General features: G+C 65.8%; 15 protein-coding genes. 10 read left to right on the top strand and 5 right to left on the bottom strand.

Annotated elements, in window-relative coordinates; all coding sequences use genetic code 11:
• Window positions 1-63: 63 nt before the first annotated feature.
• Complete coding sequence (locus J8I35_RS02275; RefSeq protein ID WP_209924355.1) at window positions 64-660, top strand: TetR family transcriptional regulator; 597 nt, start codon at window positions 64-66, stop codon at window positions 658-660.
• Window positions 661-710: 50 nt separating this feature from the next.
• Window positions 711-2,192 (top strand): MFS transporter, encoded by a 1,482-nt coding sequence (locus J8I35_RS02270; RefSeq protein WP_209924354.1) that lies wholly within the window; start codon window positions 711-713, stop codon window positions 2,190-2,192.
• A gap of 43 nt (window positions 2,193-2,235) precedes the next feature.
• Here J8I35_RS02270 and J8I35_RS02265 read toward each other — a convergent pair whose 3' ends face one another.
• Window positions 2,236-3,711: an HD domain-containing phosphohydrolase gene (locus J8I35_RS02265; RefSeq protein ID WP_209924353.1), complete on the bottom strand. Its 1,476-nt coding sequence runs from the start codon at window positions 3,709-3,711 to the stop codon at window positions 2,236-2,238.
• Between the two features lie 289 nt (window positions 3,712-4,000).
• Between J8I35_RS02265 and J8I35_RS02260 the strand changes: the two genes are divergently transcribed.
• Window positions 4,001-4,576 carry a DUF308 domain-containing protein gene (locus J8I35_RS02260; protein WP_209924352.1) on the top strand — a complete coding sequence of 192 codons (576 nt, stop codon included), beginning with the start codon at window positions 4,001-4,003 and terminating at the stop codon, window positions 4,574-4,576.
• Window positions 4,577-4,906: 330 nt separating this feature from the next.
• Here J8I35_RS02260 and J8I35_RS02255 read toward each other — a convergent pair whose 3' ends face one another.
• Complete coding sequence (locus tag J8I35_RS02255) at window positions 4,907-5,518, bottom strand: TetR/AcrR family transcriptional regulator (protein ID WP_209924351.1); 612 nt, start codon at window positions 5,516-5,518, stop codon at window positions 4,907-4,909.
• Between the two features lie 95 nt (window positions 5,519-5,613).
• Here J8I35_RS02255 and J8I35_RS02250 point away from each other — a divergent pair, with 95 nt between their 5' ends.
• The 3 genes from J8I35_RS02250 (at window position 5,614) to J8I35_RS02240 (ending at window position 8,363) form a co-directional block, all read left to right on the top strand.
• The gene (locus J8I35_RS02250) at window positions 5,614-6,534 is read left to right on the top strand and encodes an alpha/beta hydrolase (protein WP_209924350.1); all 921 of its coding nucleotides are present in this window, start codon (window positions 5,614-5,616) and stop codon (window positions 6,532-6,534) included.
• Window positions 6,521-7,390, top strand: coding sequence for an SDR family NAD(P)-dependent oxidoreductase (locus J8I35_RS02245; protein WP_209924349.1), 870 nt, complete (start codon window positions 6,521-6,523; stop codon window positions 7,388-7,390). The genes J8I35_RS02250 and J8I35_RS02245 overlap by 14 nt, the downstream gene beginning before the upstream one ends.
• Before the next feature lie 121 nt (window positions 7,391-7,511).
• Window positions 7,512-8,363: an SDR family NAD(P)-dependent oxidoreductase gene (locus tag J8I35_RS02240; protein ID WP_209924348.1), complete on the top strand. Its 852-nt coding sequence runs from the start codon at window positions 7,512-7,514 to the stop codon at window positions 8,361-8,363.
• Between the two features lie 375 nt (window positions 8,364-8,738).
• Here J8I35_RS02240 and J8I35_RS02235 read toward each other — a convergent pair whose 3' ends face one another.
• Together J8I35_RS02235 and J8I35_RS02230 are read right to left on the bottom strand one after the other, a co-directional pair.
• Window positions 8,739-9,698 (bottom strand): LysR family transcriptional regulator, encoded by a 960-nt coding sequence (locus J8I35_RS02235; RefSeq protein ID WP_209924500.1) that lies wholly within the window; start codon window positions 9,696-9,698, stop codon window positions 8,739-8,741.
• 596 nt (window positions 9,699-10,294) lie between these two features.
• The gene (locus tag J8I35_RS02230) at window positions 10,295-10,945 is read right to left on the bottom strand and encodes a GntR family transcriptional regulator (RefSeq protein ID WP_245170048.1); all 651 of its coding nucleotides are present in this window, start codon (window positions 10,943-10,945) and stop codon (window positions 10,295-10,297) included.
• 53 nt (window positions 10,946-10,998) lie between these two features.
• Here J8I35_RS02230 and J8I35_RS02225 point away from each other — a divergent pair, with 53 nt between their 5' ends.
• A complete protein-coding gene (locus J8I35_RS02225) occupies window positions 10,999-12,165 on the top strand; it encodes a pyridoxal phosphate-dependent aminotransferase (RefSeq protein WP_209924346.1) in 1,167 nt (388 codons plus the stop codon).
• 178 nt (window positions 12,166-12,343) lie between these two features.
• On the opposite strand, the gene J8I35_RS02220 is transcribed toward J8I35_RS02225, so the two are convergent.
• Window positions 12,344-13,690 carry an MFS transporter gene (locus tag J8I35_RS02220; RefSeq protein WP_209924345.1) on the bottom strand — a complete coding sequence of 449 codons (1,347 nt, stop codon included), beginning with the start codon at window positions 13,688-13,690 and terminating at the stop codon, window positions 12,344-12,346.
• A gap of 298 nt (window positions 13,691-13,988) precedes the next feature.
• On the opposite strand from J8I35_RS02220, the gene J8I35_RS02215 reads away from it, so the two are divergent.
• From J8I35_RS02215 to J8I35_RS02205, 3 genes are all read left to right on the top strand, one after another.
• Complete coding sequence (locus tag J8I35_RS02215) at window positions 13,989-15,026, top strand: LacI family DNA-binding transcriptional regulator (protein ID WP_209924344.1); 1,038 nt, start codon at window positions 13,989-13,991, stop codon at window positions 15,024-15,026.
• Window positions 15,027-15,215: 189 nt separating this feature from the next.
• Window positions 15,216-16,997, top strand: coding sequence for an IlvD/Edd family dehydratase (locus J8I35_RS02210; protein WP_209924343.1), 1,782 nt, complete (start codon window positions 15,216-15,218; stop codon window positions 16,995-16,997).
• 32 nt (window positions 16,998-17,029) lie between these two features.
• On the top strand, window positions 17,030-18,208 hold the full coding sequence (locus tag J8I35_RS02205; RefSeq protein WP_209924342.1) for a fumarylacetoacetate hydrolase family protein: 1,179 nt from the start codon (window positions 17,030-17,032) through the stop codon (window positions 18,206-18,208).
• The last annotated feature ends 108 nt before the right edge of the window (window positions 18,209-18,316 follow it).

The following is an 18,316-nucleotide window of genomic DNA, read 5'->3' as shown; positions in this document are numbered from 1 at the left end:
GGAACCGATCGGTCCATATAATCACTCCAACTTCAGGCACCGCATCGTTTGCGAAACCGATCAATGGCAAATCCGGCTGGCGTGGGCCGTCCGCGCGAATTCGAACTTGGCGATGCCGCGCGCGACGCGATGGACGTTTTCTGGGACCGCGGATACGAGGGCGCGTCCCTGCCCGACCTGATGGCCGGCACCGGCCTGTCGCGCGGCAGCCTGTACAAGGCGTTCGGCGACAAGAAGGCGCTGCTGCTGGCGGCGCTCGACCTGTACATGGCCGATGGGCTCAAGGCGACCGCGGACATCCTGTCGCAACCCGGCGCCGTGAAGGATGCGATTCGCGATTCGCTGCTGCGCTATGCGCGCCTGTCCGTCGGCGACGCGGGCCGGCGCGGATGTCTCGCGGTCGCGATGACCACCGAACTGGCCGCGCGCGACGCCGATGTCGCGGAACGCACCGGGCGCCTGTTCCGGCGGCTGCAGCAGCTCTATGCCGGTGCAATCGTCCGTGGCCAGGCAAGCGGCGAGATCGCGGAGCAGGACGAACAGGTGCTGGCGCGTTTGCTCGTCTGCCAGATCGAAGGGATGCGCGTGCTGGGGAAAACCGGCGTGTCCGAGCCCGACATGCTCGCGCTGGTCGACCGCACGATGCGCATCCTCGACTGATATTTTTTTACCCAATTTGGAACCGAATGGTTCCGTATGGAGAGCCGTCCATGTCACGAAATGACCCCGTCTCACCCGACCCGCGCCGCTGGGCGATGTTTGCGGTCCTGCTCGTCGGCGCGTTTCTGCCGCCGCTGGATTTCTTCATCGTCAATGTCGCGCTGCCGTCGATCCGCGCGGAACTGGGCGCGTCGTCATCCGCCGAGCAACTCGTCATTTCATCGTATGCGGGGCTGTACGCGGTGACGCTGATCACCGGCGGGCGACTGGGCGACCTGTTCGGCCGCGGCCGCGTGTTTTTCCTCGGGTTGATCGGCTTTGCGATCGCCTCGACGCTGTGCGGTCTCGCGAGTTCGCCGTGGACGCTCATCGTCGGCCGTGCGTTGCAGGGCGTGACGGCCGCGATCATGGCGCCGCAGGCGCTCGCCTCGATCCAGGCAATCTTTCCCGAAGCGGAAAAACCGCTCGCGCTCAGCTTGTACGGCGCGGTATTCGGCCTCGCCGCCGTGATCGGGCAGGCGCTGGGCGGGATCCTGATCTCGCTGAATCTGTTGAATCTGGGTTGGCGCACGATCTTCCTCGTCAACCTGCCGCTGGCGATTCTGGTCGTCCTGTTCGGGATTCCGTTGTTGAAGGAAACGCGTGCACAGCATGCGCGCAAGCTCGACCTCGGCGGCACCGCGCTGTCGATGCTGACGCTGGGCGCGCTGATCGTGCCGCTGATCGAGGGGCGCGAAGCAGGCTGGCCCGTCTGGGCCTGGGCGTCGCTGCTCGCGGTGCCGGCTCTCGCCGGCTTCTTCTGGCGCTACGAGCGCCGGCTCGGCCGCCGCGGCGGCGCCCCGCTGCTCGATCCGGCCGCGCTGCGCGCACCGGGGCTGGGCCGCGCGTTGCTGATCGCGCTGTTGCTGTACTCGATCGGCGCGTTCTTCCTGCTGTTCTCGGTGTATCTGCAGAATGCGTTGCACGTCGACGCGCTGAGCGCGGGCCTCGTGTTCTTGCCGTTCGGCGTCGGGTTCCTGCTCGGCCCGTTGTCGACGCCCTTCTGCTCGCGTGTCATCGGCGCTTACGTCAATCCGTTCGGCATGGGGCTGGAGATCGTCGGGCTCGTCGGCCTCGCGTGGTTGATCGCTGCCACGCCGCTCGGGATGCCGCTCGCTGCCGTGCCGCTCGCGGTCGTGCTCTTCGTCATCGGTTTCGGACAAGGGCTCGCGCTGCCGACGCTGATGCGCATGGTGACGGGGCGCGTCGCACCGGCGCTATCCGGCATGATCGCCGGCATCGCCAGTTCGACGCTGCAGGTCAGCACGTCGCTGAGCGTGGCGATCATCGGCGGCATTTTCTATACGACGCTCGGCACGCGCCAGGATCCGGCGGCCATCGCGCACGCGTTCATCGTCGCGCTCTTGTCGATCTCGGTGTTCCTCGCTGTCGGCGCCGCGCTGGGTATCTCGCTTGCACTCGCGCCCGCCGCGCACACGTCGATGCGTGCTGCCGCCCGGCCGGGCTTCGGCCCGGAACGCGAACGGCCGTGAGCGTCCGCGTACACACGAAAGCGAATCCGCGTCGCGGAGCGCATCAGAGCAGCCCGAGCGCCGATGCCTTGAGGGTCGCCGCGGCGCGTGTCGAACATTCGAGCTTGCGGAACGCCTTCTCGACATGGGTGCGCACCGTGCTCGGACTCATCGCGAGCGCCTGCGCGACCTGCTTGTTGCTCGCACCGCGGGAGATCGCCCGCAGCACGTCGATTTCCCGCGCGGACAGGCGCGGGCCAGCGGCCGACGCGCCCGTCGCGATGCGCCGGACCACGGGCGGCCCGCCCGTCACGAGCGCCGCCACCACTTCGCCGCACAGCCGGCCGCACGCCACTTCTTCCTGCAACTGGCCGGCGGCGGCCGCATCGCTCAGGGCCGCTCGCCACGGACGCGCCGAGCGCAACGCGACCCACGCCAGCGACGCCGCCAGCACGCGCGCTTCCAGCGTCAGCGCCGCATCGCGCGCGCCGCGGAAATAGCCCGAGCCGTCCTGCCGCTCGTACGCATACGACGCAAGCACCGCGGCTTCGCCGAGCGCGCCGGTCTGCCTGCCGGCGCGCTCGGTCCAGTACGGCACGAGTCGCACCTTTTCCCACGCGCTCGCAGGCAGCCGCGTCGGCAGATTCCACACGTCGTTCGGCACCGCGGCCCTGCCGATGCCATGAATCAGTCCGGCGCGGTACACGCGTTCGCGCGCGGCCTCGTCCGGCGACAGACGGCCGTAACACGCGGCCGCCGTCGCGGCGACCGAACGCGAAAAACCCGTCATCCACGGCAATTTCAGATCGATGACGTCCGCAATCAATTCGGCGGACGTCGCGCCCTGCATGTCCGGCGTGGCCAATGCGGCGTCCAGGTCGGCGGGGGCCATGTGTTCGAGCGCCGCCAGCCAGCGCGGTGCGTCGCGCGCAGCCGTCTCGACGAGCACGGCCGGATAGCGTGACCCCGCGCGTTGGCCGATCAATTCGAGGGCCCGTTCGATGCCGTACGTGCGGCTGAACACGTCGAGATCGCCTGCCAGCGCGACGATCGACACGGCGGGCGGCACCTGTTCGCGCACGAGCCGCGCAGGCAGCCCGTTGCCGTCCCAGGTTTCGAAAATGTGCCGCAGCGCGGTTTCCGTCGCGCTGGACAGGCCGAGTATTCGCGCAACTTCGCCCGAGACTTCGCAATGGATTTGCGCGAGCGGGATCAGCGCGGCACCCGCGCCGCCGATCGCTTCGGCCATGCCGGGCTGGCTCGCGAGCATTGCGGCGCGGATCGCGACGTCGTCGCCGAATATCTGCGCGAAGCCCGCCGCGTTCGCCGTGCAGCCCGACCAGCGCAACAGCGCCACCTCGCGGGCCGTGTCGCAGACCGATGCATCGAATCGTGCCGCGTGCGCGAGCTGCGCCGCCAACCAACTGGTGCGCGGCGAATGGTCCGTCGGCTGGCCCATGCTGAGATCGCCGATGAAGGCCAGCGCGCGGACGGCGTCGACTATGCGCAGCGGGGCGTGACGGGCTTCGGCGTCGGGCATCGGGTGGGAGGAGACATTCGCGAGGATGGGAAAAAGATCATACGCGACGGCGTCGCGGCCTGCAGGGGCATGCGCGTTGGCGGCGCGTCGGGGGCCGGCCGGGCGCGATGTCTGCCGGCATCGGCGCAGGCAACCGGCAGCGGACTTCGCCATCGGACATCTGACCGATGGCGGCAGGTGCGGACGATTGCGATACTCGGCGCACTGGAGATCCGGTTGGAACCGCATTCGCGTGGTGGAGACCGTGCATGCGGGCCGGAACGACGATTCAATGTAACAAGGAGTGCAAATGACTGATCGCTACCCCGAATTCCACGCCCCTGCCGACGAACACTGGCTGAAACGGTACTACTTTTCCCGGGCGATATTCTCGCTGATCTGGGTCGCGCTGGCGTTTTCCGTCGGCCGGCAAAGCGCGGCCGGCGCGGCGGTCCTGCTGGTCGTTTATCCGGCCTGGGATGCGCTCGCCAATTTCGTCGACCTCGCCCGCAGCGGCGGGATGGCGGCAAACCGCACGCAAGCGGTCAACGTCGCGATCAGCGCCGTCACGACACTGGCGGTATTTCCGGCGTTGAGTGCGGGCCTGCCCGCGGTGCTCACGGTGTTCGGCGTCTGGGCGATTCTGTCTGGCGCGCTGCAGCTCGGCACTGCCGTGCGGCGGTGGAAGCATGCCGGTGCGCAGTGGGTGATGGTGCTGAGCGGCGCGCAATCGGCACTGGCCGGGTTGTTCTTCATTTTGCAAAGCCACGCGCCGATGCCGCCCGCGATCGTGAAGATCGCCGGCTATGCGGGAGTGGGGGCGCTTTATTTCCTGATATCCGCCATTTGGCTGCAGGTGCGGGGGATGCGGCGTAGCGTGTCGTGAGCCGTCGGTCGGAATGAAGACCTGCACGCGGTCGCGAATGGCGCTGAACGACCCACTGCAGCCTTTCGACGCCGCCTGAATCAACGGCAGCTTGCGAGGTACAACGGCTATTCCCGCCATCGTCCACACCGGCGAAAGTTGGGTCCTTACCTGCGGTTCACGCCTTCGTGATAATCATCCAACTTCCGAGCCGAAGCCCGAAGTGAGATGAGCGAAACTGACCGAAAGGAAGCCCTTGGCTTGCAGGCACCTCGGAAGGCCGCCTGACGGCAGACCGGTTGAAAACTGCCTGAAGTCTTTGCCGGCGCCGAGTTGTCCGGGGTCTACGCGTCAATCGCCCCGCCTCTTGATACCGCCGGTCAACAATGAGATCGCGGTACCCAGTAGATCGTCGATGTGATCGACATCCAGTCGAAGGCTATCGGGGCGCCACATCAGGCTGATAACGCCATTCATCATTGCCCACAGGGCCGTCGACGCGTGTTCCGGCTCGACGTCTGCATCCACCCACCCTTCGTCGATACCTCGGCTGATCAATGCGGCCAATTTGGCGTTTTGCTGTCTGATCACGGCAGCAATGCGCGCGAGCGCCTCCGGCTCATTCGGTGGTTCGACAAGGATACGAAACTGGTGCGGGCGCTCCTTGGCGAACCGCGCGTAAGCAGCCGCCACGCAACGCAGTTTCGTCTCGACGTCGCCATCGGATGCATAGGCCGCGTCCATGTACTCGCGGTTTTCTTCCAACGCGCGCTCCGCCACGGCAATGAGCAACGCGGACCGACCACCGACACGGTTATAGAGCGTCTGCACCGCGACATCCGCTCGGGTCGCCACCGCCTCAGGCGTGACCGCGTCTAGTCCGCCCTCCGTCAGCAAAGTCTCGGCGGCTTCCAGGATCGCCAGGCGGGTCGCGGCAGCCCGGCGCTGAGTTCTCGATTCCATACGGGGGTTTACCTCACTAGATGGATCGCATTACAAAGTTAGAATGCGTTACAACATTGGATTGAAATCTATTCTCGCACACCTTGGAGGGACACATGGCCGGGCGGAGAAGTGTCGAGTTCGTGGCTGGCGGCCGCGGTGAACATTGCCGTGGTTGGCTGTACGAGCCTCGCGGGACGGGCCCGTTTCCCGTCATCGTGATGGCGCACGGGCTGGGCGGAATCAAGGAAATGCGGCTCGACGCCTATGCACAACGCTTTTGCGCGGACGGCTATGCGTGCCTCGTGTTCGACTATCGACATTTCGGCGCGAGCGACGGCTCCCCTCGCCAACTGCTCGATATCGATCGTCAACTGGAAGACTGGTTGGGTGCGATCGCTTTTGCACGCGGGAACAGCAGTCTCCAGCCGGATCAGGTGGTCCTGTGGGGAACCTCCTTCGGCGGCGGTCATGTGATTCTCTCTGCGGCACGCGACCGGACGATTGCCGGGGCCATCGCGCAATGCCCGTTCACGGACGGGGTCGCGTCGTTGTTCGCGTTGAACTGGCGTAGCGCGCTCAAGGTCACCGCGCTCGCGCTATGCGATGTCCTGCTATCCCTCGTCGGCAGGGCGCCGGTGATGGTGTCGACGGCGGGGCCGCCCGGTTCTGCCGCGTTGATGACCGCACCGGATGCCCTGGATGGCTATCTCGCGCTCGTCCCTGACGGTACTGCATTTCGCAATCAGGTCGCGGCACGCTTCGGCCTGAACATCGTGCGGCACCGCCCGGGTCGCAAAGCAGCCGACATTTCCTGTCCGATTCTGTTTTGCGTTTGCGAAGCCGATTCCGTCGCTCCGGCGGGGCCGACGAAACGGTATGCCAGGCGCGCTCCCAAAGGGGAAGTGCGCGCGTATCGGGCAGGCCACTTCGACATTTATGTGGGCAAGGACTTCGAACAGGTGGTCGCCGACCAGCTGGCGTTTCTCCACCGCCACGTTCCAACGAAGCAAGGAGGCGCACATGTCGACTTATAAGCTGGCGAACAAGGTGGTGGCCATTACCGGTTCCACCGGTGGCTTGGGATCGGCCTTGGCCGAAGCGCTGCACGCACGGGGCGCGCGTCTCGCTCTTTTCGACCTGGAGGCAGACAGGCTCACGGCGCAAACTCGCAACTTCGGCCACCCTTCCGACGTTCTTGGCTGGACCGCCGACGTCCGCGACTTCGAAAGCCTGGAAGCCGCAATGGCCCATGCGGCGGATCACTTCGGTCAAATCGACGTGGTCATCGCAAACGCGGGTATTGACACCATGGCCCCGATGGCCACCCTCGACCCGACCGCGTTTGATCGGGTCATCGACATCAACCTCAACGGCGTGTGGCGTACGTTCCGGGCCGGCTTGCCATTCGTCCAGCAACAGCGCGGCTACATGCTGGCGATTTCGTCAATGGCCGCGTTTGTGCATTCGCCGCTACAGGCGTCCTATACGGCCAGCAAGGCCGGCGTCTGGGCGATGTGCGACAGCATCCGTCTGGAGCTTCGTCATCTGGGTATCGGGGTCGGCAGCGCGCACCCGACGTTCTTCCCGACACCCCTGATGGACGATGTCGTTGCCGATCCTGCCGGCCGGGCATTGTGGGGCGGCAACGATCGAGGCTTCTGGAAGATGATCCCGCGCGAGCAGGTCGTGCGGGACATCGTGGCAGGCATCGAGCGCCGCGCGGACATGATCGTCGTACCAAAGGTCAACACGATCGTGGCCAAGGCACCCGGCTTCTTCAGGCGCTTCGTCGAACGCGCCGGCTTTCGCGGCGAGGACATTGAACGCGCCATCAGTCTCGCGTCGGCAACCGGCTGGAACGATTCGGCCGGGAACGCTCCGGCGAAATGAACGGCAATCGGTGGCCGCAGGAACCGATCGGCTTCGCTCGATCAGCGGAGCCGATGCCCCGGCATCCATCGCCCCGTGTTTGCGCAGCAATGCAAATCCAATAGCAGAGGAGCAGTACAAAGTGGCTTACGATCTTCAGGGAAAAGTCGTGCTTATCACGGGTGCTGCGGGCGGCATTGGTGCTGCGACCGCGCGCGAGTTGCATGCATGTGGAGCACGACTCGTGCTAACCGATGTGACGCAGGCTTCGGTGGACCGCCTCGCGGCGGAGTTTGACCCGGAGCGCACGCTTGCCCTGGCGCTCGATGTCACTGATGCGGCCGCCACCAAGGCAGTCGTGCAACACGCCGCCGATAGATTCGGTCGCCTCGACATTGCGTTCGCCAACGCCGGTATCTCATGGCACGATGTACCCGCCACCGTGTACAGCTGCGACGAACAGGAGTTCGAGCGGATCGTCGAGGTCGACCTGTTTGGTGTCTGGCGCACGATCAAGGCCGCATTGCCGGAGATCGTGCGCAATCGAGGCCAGGTCCTGGTCACCGCTTCGGTCTATGCGTTCGTGAACGGCATGGTCAACGCGCCTTACGCAGCGTCCAAAGCCGCAGTCGAGATGCTCGCGCGCTCACTGCGCGCCGAGCTTGGCGGCACCGGGTCCACGGCAAGCGTGCTCTATCCGGGATGGGTGGCGACAGCAATTGCCAAGGTCGGCTTTGGCGGCAATGCGCTCGCGACGAAATTAATTGAAAAAGGGTTTCCTGCACCGTTGCGGCGACCGATACAACCCGATGAAGTCGCCAAGGCCGTCATCAAAGGGCTGCGAGCCCGCCAACCGCGCATCGTCGTCCCGTTCCGGTGGGCACCGTTTTCGTGGACGCGCGGTTTCTTCAACATCGTGACCGACTGGCATCTCGGACGACAACATGAAATGCATAAGCTGATGCGCGAGCTTGAGCGCTGTCGTGACCGATAAAGCTAGCGCAAGTTGTGAGCGGTATGTTGGGGCGCCGGCGATCGGCTTTCCGTTTGACAGGACGGCTCCTGCGCGCTAGCGAAGGACTCCCAGCGACTGAGACGATCGGATCGCCATCCAAATGGCCGCTTGCAAGTGAGGAACGGACGTCCACGCGTCCTAGTGACTGTACCGGGGACTGACGCCTCATGGCCGAACGCGGCCGGCCGCTGCCCTGCAACGCGCGACCGACGCTGAACGACCCGTCGCAGCCATTGGGTGCCTCGGCAACTCAACGGCAAGGTTCGGTGCCAAGCTGACCTTCGAATGTCCAACTGCATGCACCGGCGAAGGTGCTCGGACAGTAGCACTGATGGCCTGTTACTCCGCGCTTTGTTAACGGACTGCGCAAGCGGGCGCCCCGGGCTGCCCTTTACTCTCTTGACGCGGCGTCAGGAGCCGTTCAAGCAGATCGGCGCTGTCTAGTTGCGCAATCCACCAGTTCAAAGCGTTCCCTACCTTGTCCTCGCGCCAAGCGAGGTAGCCATTCGTGAACTCGCGCACACCCACAATGCGACGCGCGACCAGCCTGCCTTCGTGTATCGGTTCTTTCGCTACGAAATCGGGCAGCATCCCGACAGCGATACCTTCGCACAGTGCTTGCAGTTTGGCTGCGAGCGTCGGCACGATGATCAGCGGCTGTCCGTCACGGGTGGCCACAGATTGCGGTTGCAGTTCGCGGGAAGTGTCACTGATGACAACACCTCGATATCTTGCGATCGTTTCGCTCTCCAACGGCTCGGGCATGCGGGCGAGTGGATGGTCCGGTGCCACGACAAAAACGTGCCGGAGGGTTCCGATTGGCCGGGCCGCAATATTGGCGGCATGCGGCGGCTCGCCGAACGCCCCTATCGCGAGATCGGCACGCCGCGTAACCAGGGCATCCCACACGCCCCCAAGCACCTCGGTGGAAAGACTTAGCTGGGTATTCATCTCCAGGTCGTAGAAGGCATGGACATACGGCCATAAGGACTGGATTGGCAAGATTGCATCGACGCATAGTCGAAGCTCCGATTCCCAACTGTCTCGAATGCCTTTTGCTTTGGCCTCCAGGTGTCGAGCCGCGTCTAAAAGTCGACGCCCATCTTCCACAACAGCACGACCCGCTTCCGTGAGTCTCGTCCGTCTGCCGCTGCGGTCGAACAGCTCGACATCCATGTCGCTTTCCAGCTTTTGCACAAGGTAAGTGAGCGTGGACGGAACTCTATGCAACAACTCGGCCGCCTCGGCAAATGTACCGGTCCGGTCAATTGCATCCAACACTTCGAGAACTTCGAATGACAGCTTGGTCGCCATATAGCAGATACTTCTATCGTTCACAGGATTCACCGCGACGGCCGAGCGGCTTTGCCGCAGCAACGCTTCCATGCGGTTGCCCAAACCTTTCGGGACTCGCTCGGATGCTGATCAGATGGACAAAGGCGATGTCGTCCCTGAACCGGATGCATCTCCCGGATGCTCTCGTTGACGAAGCCTCCGGCCACTCAATGGTCATTGCGGCAGGAGTCTAAGGTACACGCTGCCGTTTGTCTGCTCGCGTCAATTTAGTCGTCGCCCCGCCAGTGCAGCCACGGGCTGTTTATCGGTAGCGGCGACCGAGTCGCATTCCGGGTCAAGCGCCACGGCATCGGTCGGTGTCCGGTGCGCGTGTTCCAAGACGATCGGACGCGCCCACATTCGCGCCTTCGCGTACAGGGCGTGACATGCCGCGACGGATACGATTGGCACGCGTGTGTCCCTGGGCAAGGTACAGCCGACGTTCGAATGGCTGCTTGAGAGCGATTGCCTACGACTGTCGATGTCCGGATGCCGCCCGACGCGTTTAGAAGACACCAGCCGTTCCCAAAGCCGGTCCTATGAACCGCTTGATAACTGTGGCTCGGCCCGCATTCCTACCGCCTACGCAACGCCTGAGCCAGCGCATCCCCCGCAGCCAGAATATGCGCGGACAGGGCCGCACAGGCTGCGTCCACATCACCCTCGCGTATCGCCCGAACGATGTTCCGATGCTCGTCATTCGAGCGATCCTGCCAGTCGAGCTGCTGCCACGTCGCATACAAATGCCGCGCACTGGCCCGATGCATGTCGCCAATCGCAGCGACGAGCCGCGGCATCCCGCACCGCACTGTCAATGCGCGATGAAACCTCAGGTTCAGCGTGCCAAGCACGGCTATGCCACGCGCCGCCGCTTCCTGATCGAGGATCGCATCGAGCTCCTCCAGCGCATGTGCATCGAGAACGGGAATCGCCTCCCGCAACGCCAGCGCCTCGAAAGCAGCACGCATCTTCGCCATTTCAAGCACGTCCGCCGGCTCGAGCGGCGCCGCCCGCACGCCTCGTCGCGGCTCCACCACGGCCAATCCCTGCGCTTCCAGCCGTCTGAACGCCTCGCGTACCGGCACATGACTCGCACCGAACTCTGCCGCGATATGGTCCTGACGCAGCCATTCCCCCGGCGCGATGGCGCCCGAGATGATGCGGTCCGCCAATGCGCCAGCGATCCGATCGGCCAGCGAGCGATCCTCCTTGACTTCCAAATTCATCCCGACCACCATGCATAGATTATCTATTAAATTGTAACAAACCCGGAGGCTCGATGCGCCACCACCGCCCTGTCCGTCTGCAGCACATCGCCGGTATCGGCGTCGATCGCATGGGTTCGATCGCCGATCATGCCGACGTCGACCTTTTGCGACTCGAAAATCTCGATACCGACATCCCGCCTACCGCGGAAGCGCTCGCCTTCACCCGAGCGGCCATCCAGCGAGATTCGGCCAACTCCTATCTCCCATTCGTCGGTCAGGATCGGCTGCGCGCGAGCGCGGCCGCCCACGTGTCGGCGCTTTCCGGGCAGCGCTTCACGGCCGACCACGTGGTGGTGTCGGCGGGCGGACTCTCCGGCATTCTGAACACGCTGCTCGCCACCGTCGAGATCGGCGACGAAGTCATCGTCACCGATCCGACGTACGCAGGTCTGCTGAACCGCGTCCGCCTGGCGGGCGGCGTACCTCGGCAAGTGCAGTTCGCCTTCACGCCGGGCGGCGAATGGAAGCTCGACCACGTCGCGCTGCGGGCTGCAATCGGTCCGAAAACGCGGGCCATGCTGCTGATGTCTCCTTCGATGCCTTCGGGCGGCTTCTTCGATGCGTCCGACTGGCAACTGATCGCGAGCCTGTGTGTGCAGAACGATCTGCTGCTGATCCTCGACAGCGCGATGGAACGGCTGCTCTTCGATGGACGCACGGTCATCCATCCCGCCGGCCTGCCCGGCATGGCCGAGCGTACGGTGACGGTCGGCGCAGCGTCGAAGGAGCTGCGCATGATCGGCTGGCGGGTCGGCTGGATCGTCGCGCCGGAATGGCTGATTCCCGATCTTGTGGCCGTGTCGCTCGCCAATGTCGTGGTGCCGGTCGGCATTGCCCAGGAGGCTGCGGCGATTGCGCTCGAACATTCCGCATCCGAGCTGCCTGGCTACGTGAGCGAACTCGAGAGACGGCGGGACACGGTCGCCGCCGAACTATCCGGGCTGCCGTTCGGCATGCCGGCGGGCGGCTGGTCGATGCTGCTGCGCGTGTCCGACTTCGGCCTGACCGGATCGCAGATGTCGGAGCGCTTGCTGCGCCGCGGCGTATGTGCGACGGCGATGACCGGATGGGGCGTCGCACACGGCGAGCAGTACGTCCGTTTCGTGTTCTCGAACGAACCGGTTGAACGGTTGCGCACGCTCGGGGACAAGGTGCGCTTCGCACTGGAGGACGCATGACGGCCGCTCACGAGAAAAGCGAGCAGCGAGCAGGGCGTCGCTGGTTGGAGAGATCTGGAATTCCGCGTGCGATCGTCGAGCGAACTCACACGAGATCAATCCACATGACCTGATGCATCCGGCGCCGGGGGCGACGCGATATCGCGGCCCCCAGCGGACGTAACGTTGAACGAACGCCCTACCGCCCCGCCGGCGGCCGCAAAATATCGCGTGGAATCGACGCGATCAGCACGCAGCTGACCAACAGGCAAGCACCGAGCGCATAGGTGCCGTTGTTGATGTTGCCGGTCATTTGCTTGGCGACGCCGGTGATCATCGAGCCCGTGAAGCCGGACAGGTTGCCCACCGAGTTGATCAGCGCGATGCCGGCGGCCGCGGCCGTGCCGGACAGGATCTGCCCCGGAAAGGTCCAGTAGATCGGCATCAGTGCGAGGATGCCGCAGGTGGCGATAGTCAGGAATACGATCGACAGCGCCACGTTCTGCGCGAACGCCGCGCTCAGGATCAGGAAAACGCCGCCGATCAGCGCGGGAATCGCCGCGTGCAGGCGGCGTTCGCCGGTTTTGCGCGAGTGCGATGCGTTCCACACCATCGCGAAGATCGCCGTCAGGTACGGAATGGCCGTCAGCACGCCGATGTGCAGCGGGCTGTGCACGCCCGACGCGCGGATGATCGACGGCAGCCAGAAGGCCAGCCCGTAGAAGCCGGTATTGAACGTCAGCAGGATGAAGGTGAGCAGCCAGACGCGCGGGCTGCGCAGCGCGGCGCCGATGCTGTGCGACTTGTGCGCGGCCTCGGATTCGAGATTGCGCGACAGCACCGCCTTTTCGTCGGCGGACAGCCATTTCGCCGACTGCGGGCCGTCGCCGAGGCAGGCCAGCACGATGAACGCCACCACGATCGACGGCAGCCCTTCGAGCAGCAGCATCCATTGCCAGCCGCTCATGCCCGACAGGCCGTGCGTCTGCTGCATCAGCCAGCCGGACACCACGCTGCCCAGCGTCAGGCTCAGCGGGATCGCGACCAAAAAGCCCGACATCGCCACGCTCTGGCGGCGCGCCGGGAACCAGTAGTTCATGTACAGGATGACGCCCGGGAAAAAACCCGCTTCGCACAGCCCCAGCAGGAAGCGCAGCGTGTAGAACATCGTGGTCGTCTGCACGTGGAAGAACTGCGCGAGCGGCACGATGAACGCCATCGACGACGACACGATGCCCCACGTGATCATGATTCGTGCGATCCAGAAGCGCGCGCCGTAGCGATGCAGCAGCAGGTTGCTGGGCATCTCGAACAGGAAATAGCCCCAGAAGAAGATGCTGGCGCCGAGCGCATAGACGCCGTCGCTCAGGTTCAGGTCGTCGAGCATCTGCAGCTTCGCGAAGCCCACGTTGACGCGGTCCAGGTAGGCCACGACGTAGCACAGCAGCAGCAACGGCAGGATGCGCCGCATGACCTTGCGGTAAAGGGCGTCTTCGGACGAGTCGGCCGCGGCCGGTGCGGCAGCGGCCTGCGTTAGGGATGGCATCGGTCTGTCTCCTGATTGTGTAGGTCTTCTTCGTACCGTCGCGTGCGCTTCGCGCATCGATGTTACCGATAACATCCGGTGGCAAAAAAAAGCCGACGAGGCGACGGGAAGCGATCGGCACGCTGATACCGGTAACATCTTTGAAGGTAGCATGCTGCGATACGCACATACAAGTGCCGCCGAACGCGTGGTTTCCCTAGTACGGAGCTTACCGCGACGGGTACGGCGCGACCCGCCTGCGCGGTATGCCGCACCGGTATGATGTAGCCTTTCCGGCTTTCTCCCGATCGCGATTCCGATGCCCAGTCCCACCGCCGTCCGGCCCGCCGGGCCGCCCCGCATGTCCGACGTAGCGCGCCTCGCCGGCGTTTCGAAGATGACGGTGTCGCGCGTGCTCGCCGGCCACAGCGTGGCCGCCGAGACGCGCGCACGGGTCTGCGAGGCCATCGAGCAGCTCGGCTACGTGGCGGATGCCGCCGCCGGTGCGCTGTCGTCGGGACGCTCGGAATTCGTCGCGGTGCTGGTGCCGTCGCTGTCGAGCTCCAACTTCTCGGACACCGTGCGCGGCCTGACCGATGCGCTCGAGCCGCATGGTCTGCAACTGCTGCTCGGCGATACCGATTACGACCTGGAACGGGAAGAACGGCTCGTCCGCTCGATGCTGCGACACCAGCCGCGCTGCATCGCGCTGACGGGGTCGCAGCACACCGAAGCGACGCGCAAGGTGCTGGAGCGCTCGGCGATTCCGGTGGTCGAGATGTGGGACCTGCCCACGCGCCCGATCGACACCGCCGTCGGCTTCTCGAACGTGCGCGCCGCCCGTGCGATGGTGCGCCACCTGGCCGAGCGCGGTTACCGGCGCATCGGCTTTCTGGTCGGCGCGAGCGAACTGGATCGCCGCGGCCTGGACCGGCTCAAGGGCTACCAGGCGGAGATCAAGGCGCTGGGCCTGGGCGAACCGCGCGTCGTGCGGCTGGGCGAATCGCCGATCACGATGAGCCACGGCGGGCCCGCGATGGCCGCGCTGCTGGAGCGCTGGCCGGATACCGACGCGGTGATGTGCGTGAGCGACATGTCGGCATTCGGCGCGATCATGGAATGCCACCGGCGCGGCCTCACCGTGCCCGCCGACATCGCCGTGGCCGGCTTCGGGAACTTCGAAGTGGCCGAGTGCTGCCACCCGACCATCACCACCGTGTCGGTCGATGCGTACGGCATCGGGCTGCGCACCGGCGAAGCGTTGCTGGCGGCGCTGCAAGCGCGCGACGGCGGCGAGCCGACCGGCTCGAAAAGCATCCGTATCGACTACACGATCATCGCGCGGGAAAGCGCGTGACAAGCCGACGGCCGCGCGCGTCCCAAGACGCGATGCGCGCGGCTTCGCACCGGCCCCCTGCCCCATTCCTTCGCCACGCGCGCACGAAATCCCTTCCGCTACGCAAAAAAGCCGTGCTAACATCCAATCGATGTTACCGGTACCATCCGGCACGCAAAATGAAGAAGGCCCCTCAGGAGACAGCCTGCCATGTCACACACCCCTCGCCGTCTGCGCAGCCAGGAATGGTTCGACGACCCCGCGCACGCAGACATGACCGCGCTCTACGTCGAGCGCTTCATGAACTACGGGTTGACGCGCGAGGAACTGCAGTCGGGCCGTCCTGTCATCGGCATCGCACAGACGGGCAGCGATTTGGCGCCGTGCAACCGCCACCACATCGAGCTGGCCGAACGCACCAAGGCGGGCATCCGCGACGCGGGCGGCATTCCGATGGAGTTCCCCGTGCATCCGCTGGCCGAGCAGAGCCGCCGGCCCACCGCCGCGCTCGACCGCAACCTCGCGTACCTCGGGCTGGTGGAAGTGCTGCACGGCTTTCCGCTGGACGGCGTGGTGCTGACGACCGGCTGCGACAAGACCACGCCCGCGTGCCTGATGGCCGCGGCCACCGTCGACATGCCCGCGATCGTGCTGTCGGGCGGACCGATGCTCGACGGCTGGCACGACGGCAAGCGGGTCGGCTCGGGCACGGTGATCTGGCATGCGCGCAACCTGCTCGCGACCGGCGAGATCGATTACGAAGGCTTCATGCAGCTGACCACGGCGTCGTCGCCGTCGATCGGCCACTGCAACACCATGGGCACCGCGCTGTCGATGAACAGCCTCGCCGAGGCACTGGGCATGTCGCTGCCGGGCTGCGCGAGCATTCCCGCCGCCTATCGCGAGCGCGGCCAGATGGCTTACGCGACCGGCAAGCGCGCGGTCGAGCTCGTTCGCGAAGACCTCCGCCCGTCGACAATCATGACGCGCGCGGCGTTCGAGAATGCGATCGTCGTGGCCTCCGCGCTGGGTGCATCGACCAACTGCCCGCCGCACCTGATCGCGATTGCACGCCACATGGGCGTCGAACTGAGCCTGGACGACTGGCAGCGCCTGGGTGAAGCCGTGCCGCTGCTCGTCAACTGCATGCCGGCCGGCGAATACCTCGGCGAGAGCTTCCACCGCGCCGGCGGCGTGCCCGCGGTGCTGCGCCAGCTCGATGCGGCCGGCCTGCTGCGGCGCGACTGCCTGACCGTGTCGGGCCGTGCGATCGGCGAGATCGCCGACACCGCGCAGGACGCCGACCGCGACGTGATCCGCACGCCCGACGCACCGCTCAAGCACGGCGCCGGCTTCATGGTGCTGTCGGGCAACTTCTTCGACAGCGCGATCATGAAGATGTCGGTGGTGGGCGACGCGTTCCGCCAGACTTACCTTTCCGAGCCGGGCGCGGAGAATACGTTCGAGGCGCGCGCGATCGTGTTCGACGGCCCCGAGGATTACCACGCGCGCATCAACGATCCCGCGCTGAACATCGACGAGCGCTGCATTCTCGTGATCCGCGGCTGCGGCACGGTCGGCTATCCGGGCAGCTCCGAAGTCGTGAACATGGCGCCGCCGGCCGAGCTGGTGAAGCGCGGCGTGACGTCGCTGCCGTGCATGGGCGACGGACGCCAGAGCGGCACGTCGGCCAGTCCGTCGATCCTGAACATGTCGCCGGAAGCCGCGGTCGGCGGCGGTCTCGCGCTGCTGCGCACGAACGACCGCGTGCGCGTGGACCTGAACCGCCGCAGTGTCGACGTGCTCGTCGACGAGGACGAACTCGCGCGCCGCCGCGAAACCGCCAGCTTCACCGTGCCGCAGGCGCAAACGCCGTGGCAGGAACTCTATCGCCGGTTCGTCGGCCAGCTGTCCACCGGCGGCTGCCTCGAACCGGCCACGCTGTATCTGAAGGTGATCGAGCAGCGCGGCAACCCGCGCCATTCGCACTGACCCCACCGCCTCCGACTCTTGCCGAGCTGACCATGCGTACTCCTTCCGTTTCCGACTGCCTGCCGCACGACCTTGCCCACGCGCTGCTGATCGGCCGCGTCTGGCGGCACGACGGCGCCCACGCGGGGCCGAGCGTCGTCGCCGTGCGCAGCGGCGAAGTGTTCGACATCACGCGCACCGTGCCGACCACCGCGGACCTGTTCGACCGCCCCGATGCGGTCGCCATCGCGCGCACCGCTGCCGGCGAATCGCTCGGCCGCGTCGAGCCGTTGCTGCAGGCGGCGCTGGACGGCACACCGGGCGCCACGCACCTGCTCGCGCCGTGCGACGTGCAGGCGATCAAGGCGTGCGGCGTGACCTTTGCGGTCAGCCTGATCGAGCGCGTGATCGAGGAACAGGCCGGCGGCGATCCGGCCAAAGCGCGGGAGGTGCGCGACACCATCGCCGCGACCATCGGCACCGACCTGTCGAAGATCGTGCCGGGCTCGGAAGCCGCGTTGCGCCTGAAGGCGGAACTCGAGCGCCGCGGCGCGTGGTCGCAATACATGGAAGTCGGTATCGGCCCGGACGCCGAGGTGTTCTCCAAGGCGCAGCCGATGTCCGCGGTGGGCTTCGGCGCGGACGTGGGGCTGCTGCCCATATCGGTGTGGAACAACCCCGAGCCGGAGATCGTGCTGGCGGTCGCCAGCGACGGCAGGCCGGTCGGCGCGACGCTCGGCAACGACGTGAACCTGCGCGACGTCGAAGGCCGCTCGGCGCTGCTGCTCGGCAAATGCAAGGACAACAACGGCTCGTGCGCGATCGGCCCGTTCGTGCGGCTGTTCGACGATGGCTTCACGCTCGATGGCGTGCGGGCATGCAGCGTGTCGCTGCGCGTCGAAGGCGCGGACGACGGCTTTGTCCTCGACGGCATCAGCCGCATGCGCGAGATCAGCCGCGACCCGGCCGACCTCGTCGCGCAGACCTGCGGCGCGCATCACCAGTATCCGGACGGCTTCATGCTGTTCCTCGGCACGATGTTCTCGCCGATCCAGGATCGCGACGCGCCCGGCGGCGGGTTCACGCATCACCTCGGCGACCGCGTGACGATCTCCACGCCCGCGCTGGGCGCGCTCGTCAACACCGTGCGGCTTTGCACGGAGATCGCGCCGTGGACCTTCGGCGTGCGCGCGCTGTATGCGAATCTGGCGGCACGCGGGGTGCTTGCCTGAACGGAACGAAGGCGATACCGCCTCCCCGCTTGCGATCGATCGCAGTCAGCCACGGCGTGGGCGACGCACCAGCGGACCGGCGCAGGATACGAACGAAATCCCGCCCGT

The sequence above is a fragment of the Burkholderia sp. CpTa8-5 genome (assembly GCF_017815045.1).
Lineage (GTDB): Bacteria > Pseudomonadota > Gammaproteobacteria > Burkholderiales > Burkholderiaceae > Burkholderia > Burkholderia sola.
The sequence above is the reverse complement of the archived record's forward strand: the minus strand, read 5'-3'. Positions and strand labels throughout refer to the sequence as shown.

Bases quoted from the DNA above. Each gene is read 5' to 3' on its own strand.
- J8I35_RS02215 (WP_209924344.1), top strand. From the start codon at position 13,989: ATGCCCAGTCCCACCGCCGTCCGGCCCGCCGGGCCGCCCCGCATGTCC.
- J8I35_RS02255 (WP_209924351.1), bottom strand. From the start codon at position 5,518: ATGGAATCGAGAACTCAGCGCCGGGCTGCCGCGACCCGCCTGGCGATC.
- J8I35_RS02220 (WP_209924345.1), bottom strand. From the start codon at position 13,690: ATGCCATCCCTAACGCAGGCCGCTGCCGCACCGGCCGCGGCCGACTCG.
- J8I35_RS02225 (WP_209924346.1), top strand. From the start codon at position 10,999: ATGCGCCACCACCGCCCTGTCCGTCTGCAGCACATCGCCGGTATCGGC.
- J8I35_RS02235 (WP_209924500.1), bottom strand. From the start codon at position 9,698: ATGGCGACCAAGCTGTCATTCGAAGTTCTCGAAGTGTTGGATGCAATT.
- J8I35_RS02260 (WP_209924352.1), top strand. From the start codon at position 4,001: ATGACTGATCGCTACCCCGAATTCCACGCCCCTGCCGACGAACACTGG.
- J8I35_RS02250 (WP_209924350.1), top strand. From the start codon at position 5,614: ATGGCCGGGCGGAGAAGTGTCGAGTTCGTGGCTGGCGGCCGCGGTGAA.
- J8I35_RS02210 (WP_209924343.1), top strand. From the start codon at position 15,216: ATGTCACACACCCCTCGCCGTCTGCGCAGCCAGGAATGGTTCGACGAC.
- J8I35_RS02265 (WP_209924353.1), bottom strand. From the start codon at position 3,711: ATGCCCGACGCCGAAGCCCGTCACGCCCCGCTGCGCATAGTCGACGCC.
- J8I35_RS02275 (WP_209924355.1), top strand. From the start codon at position 64: ATGGCAAATCCGGCTGGCGTGGGCCGTCCGCGCGAATTCGAACTTGGC.
- J8I35_RS02245 (WP_209924349.1), top strand. From the start codon at position 6,521: ATGTCGACTTATAAGCTGGCGAACAAGGTGGTGGCCATTACCGGTTCC.
- J8I35_RS02270 (WP_209924354.1), top strand. From the start codon at position 711: ATGTCACGAAATGACCCCGTCTCACCCGACCCGCGCCGCTGGGCGATG.
- J8I35_RS02230 (WP_245170048.1), bottom strand. From the start codon at position 10,945: ATGAATTTGGAAGTCAAGGAGGATCGCTCGCTGGCCGATCGGATCGCT.
- J8I35_RS02205 (WP_209924342.1), top strand. From the start codon at position 17,030: ATGCGTACTCCTTCCGTTTCCGACTGCCTGCCGCACGACCTTGCCCAC.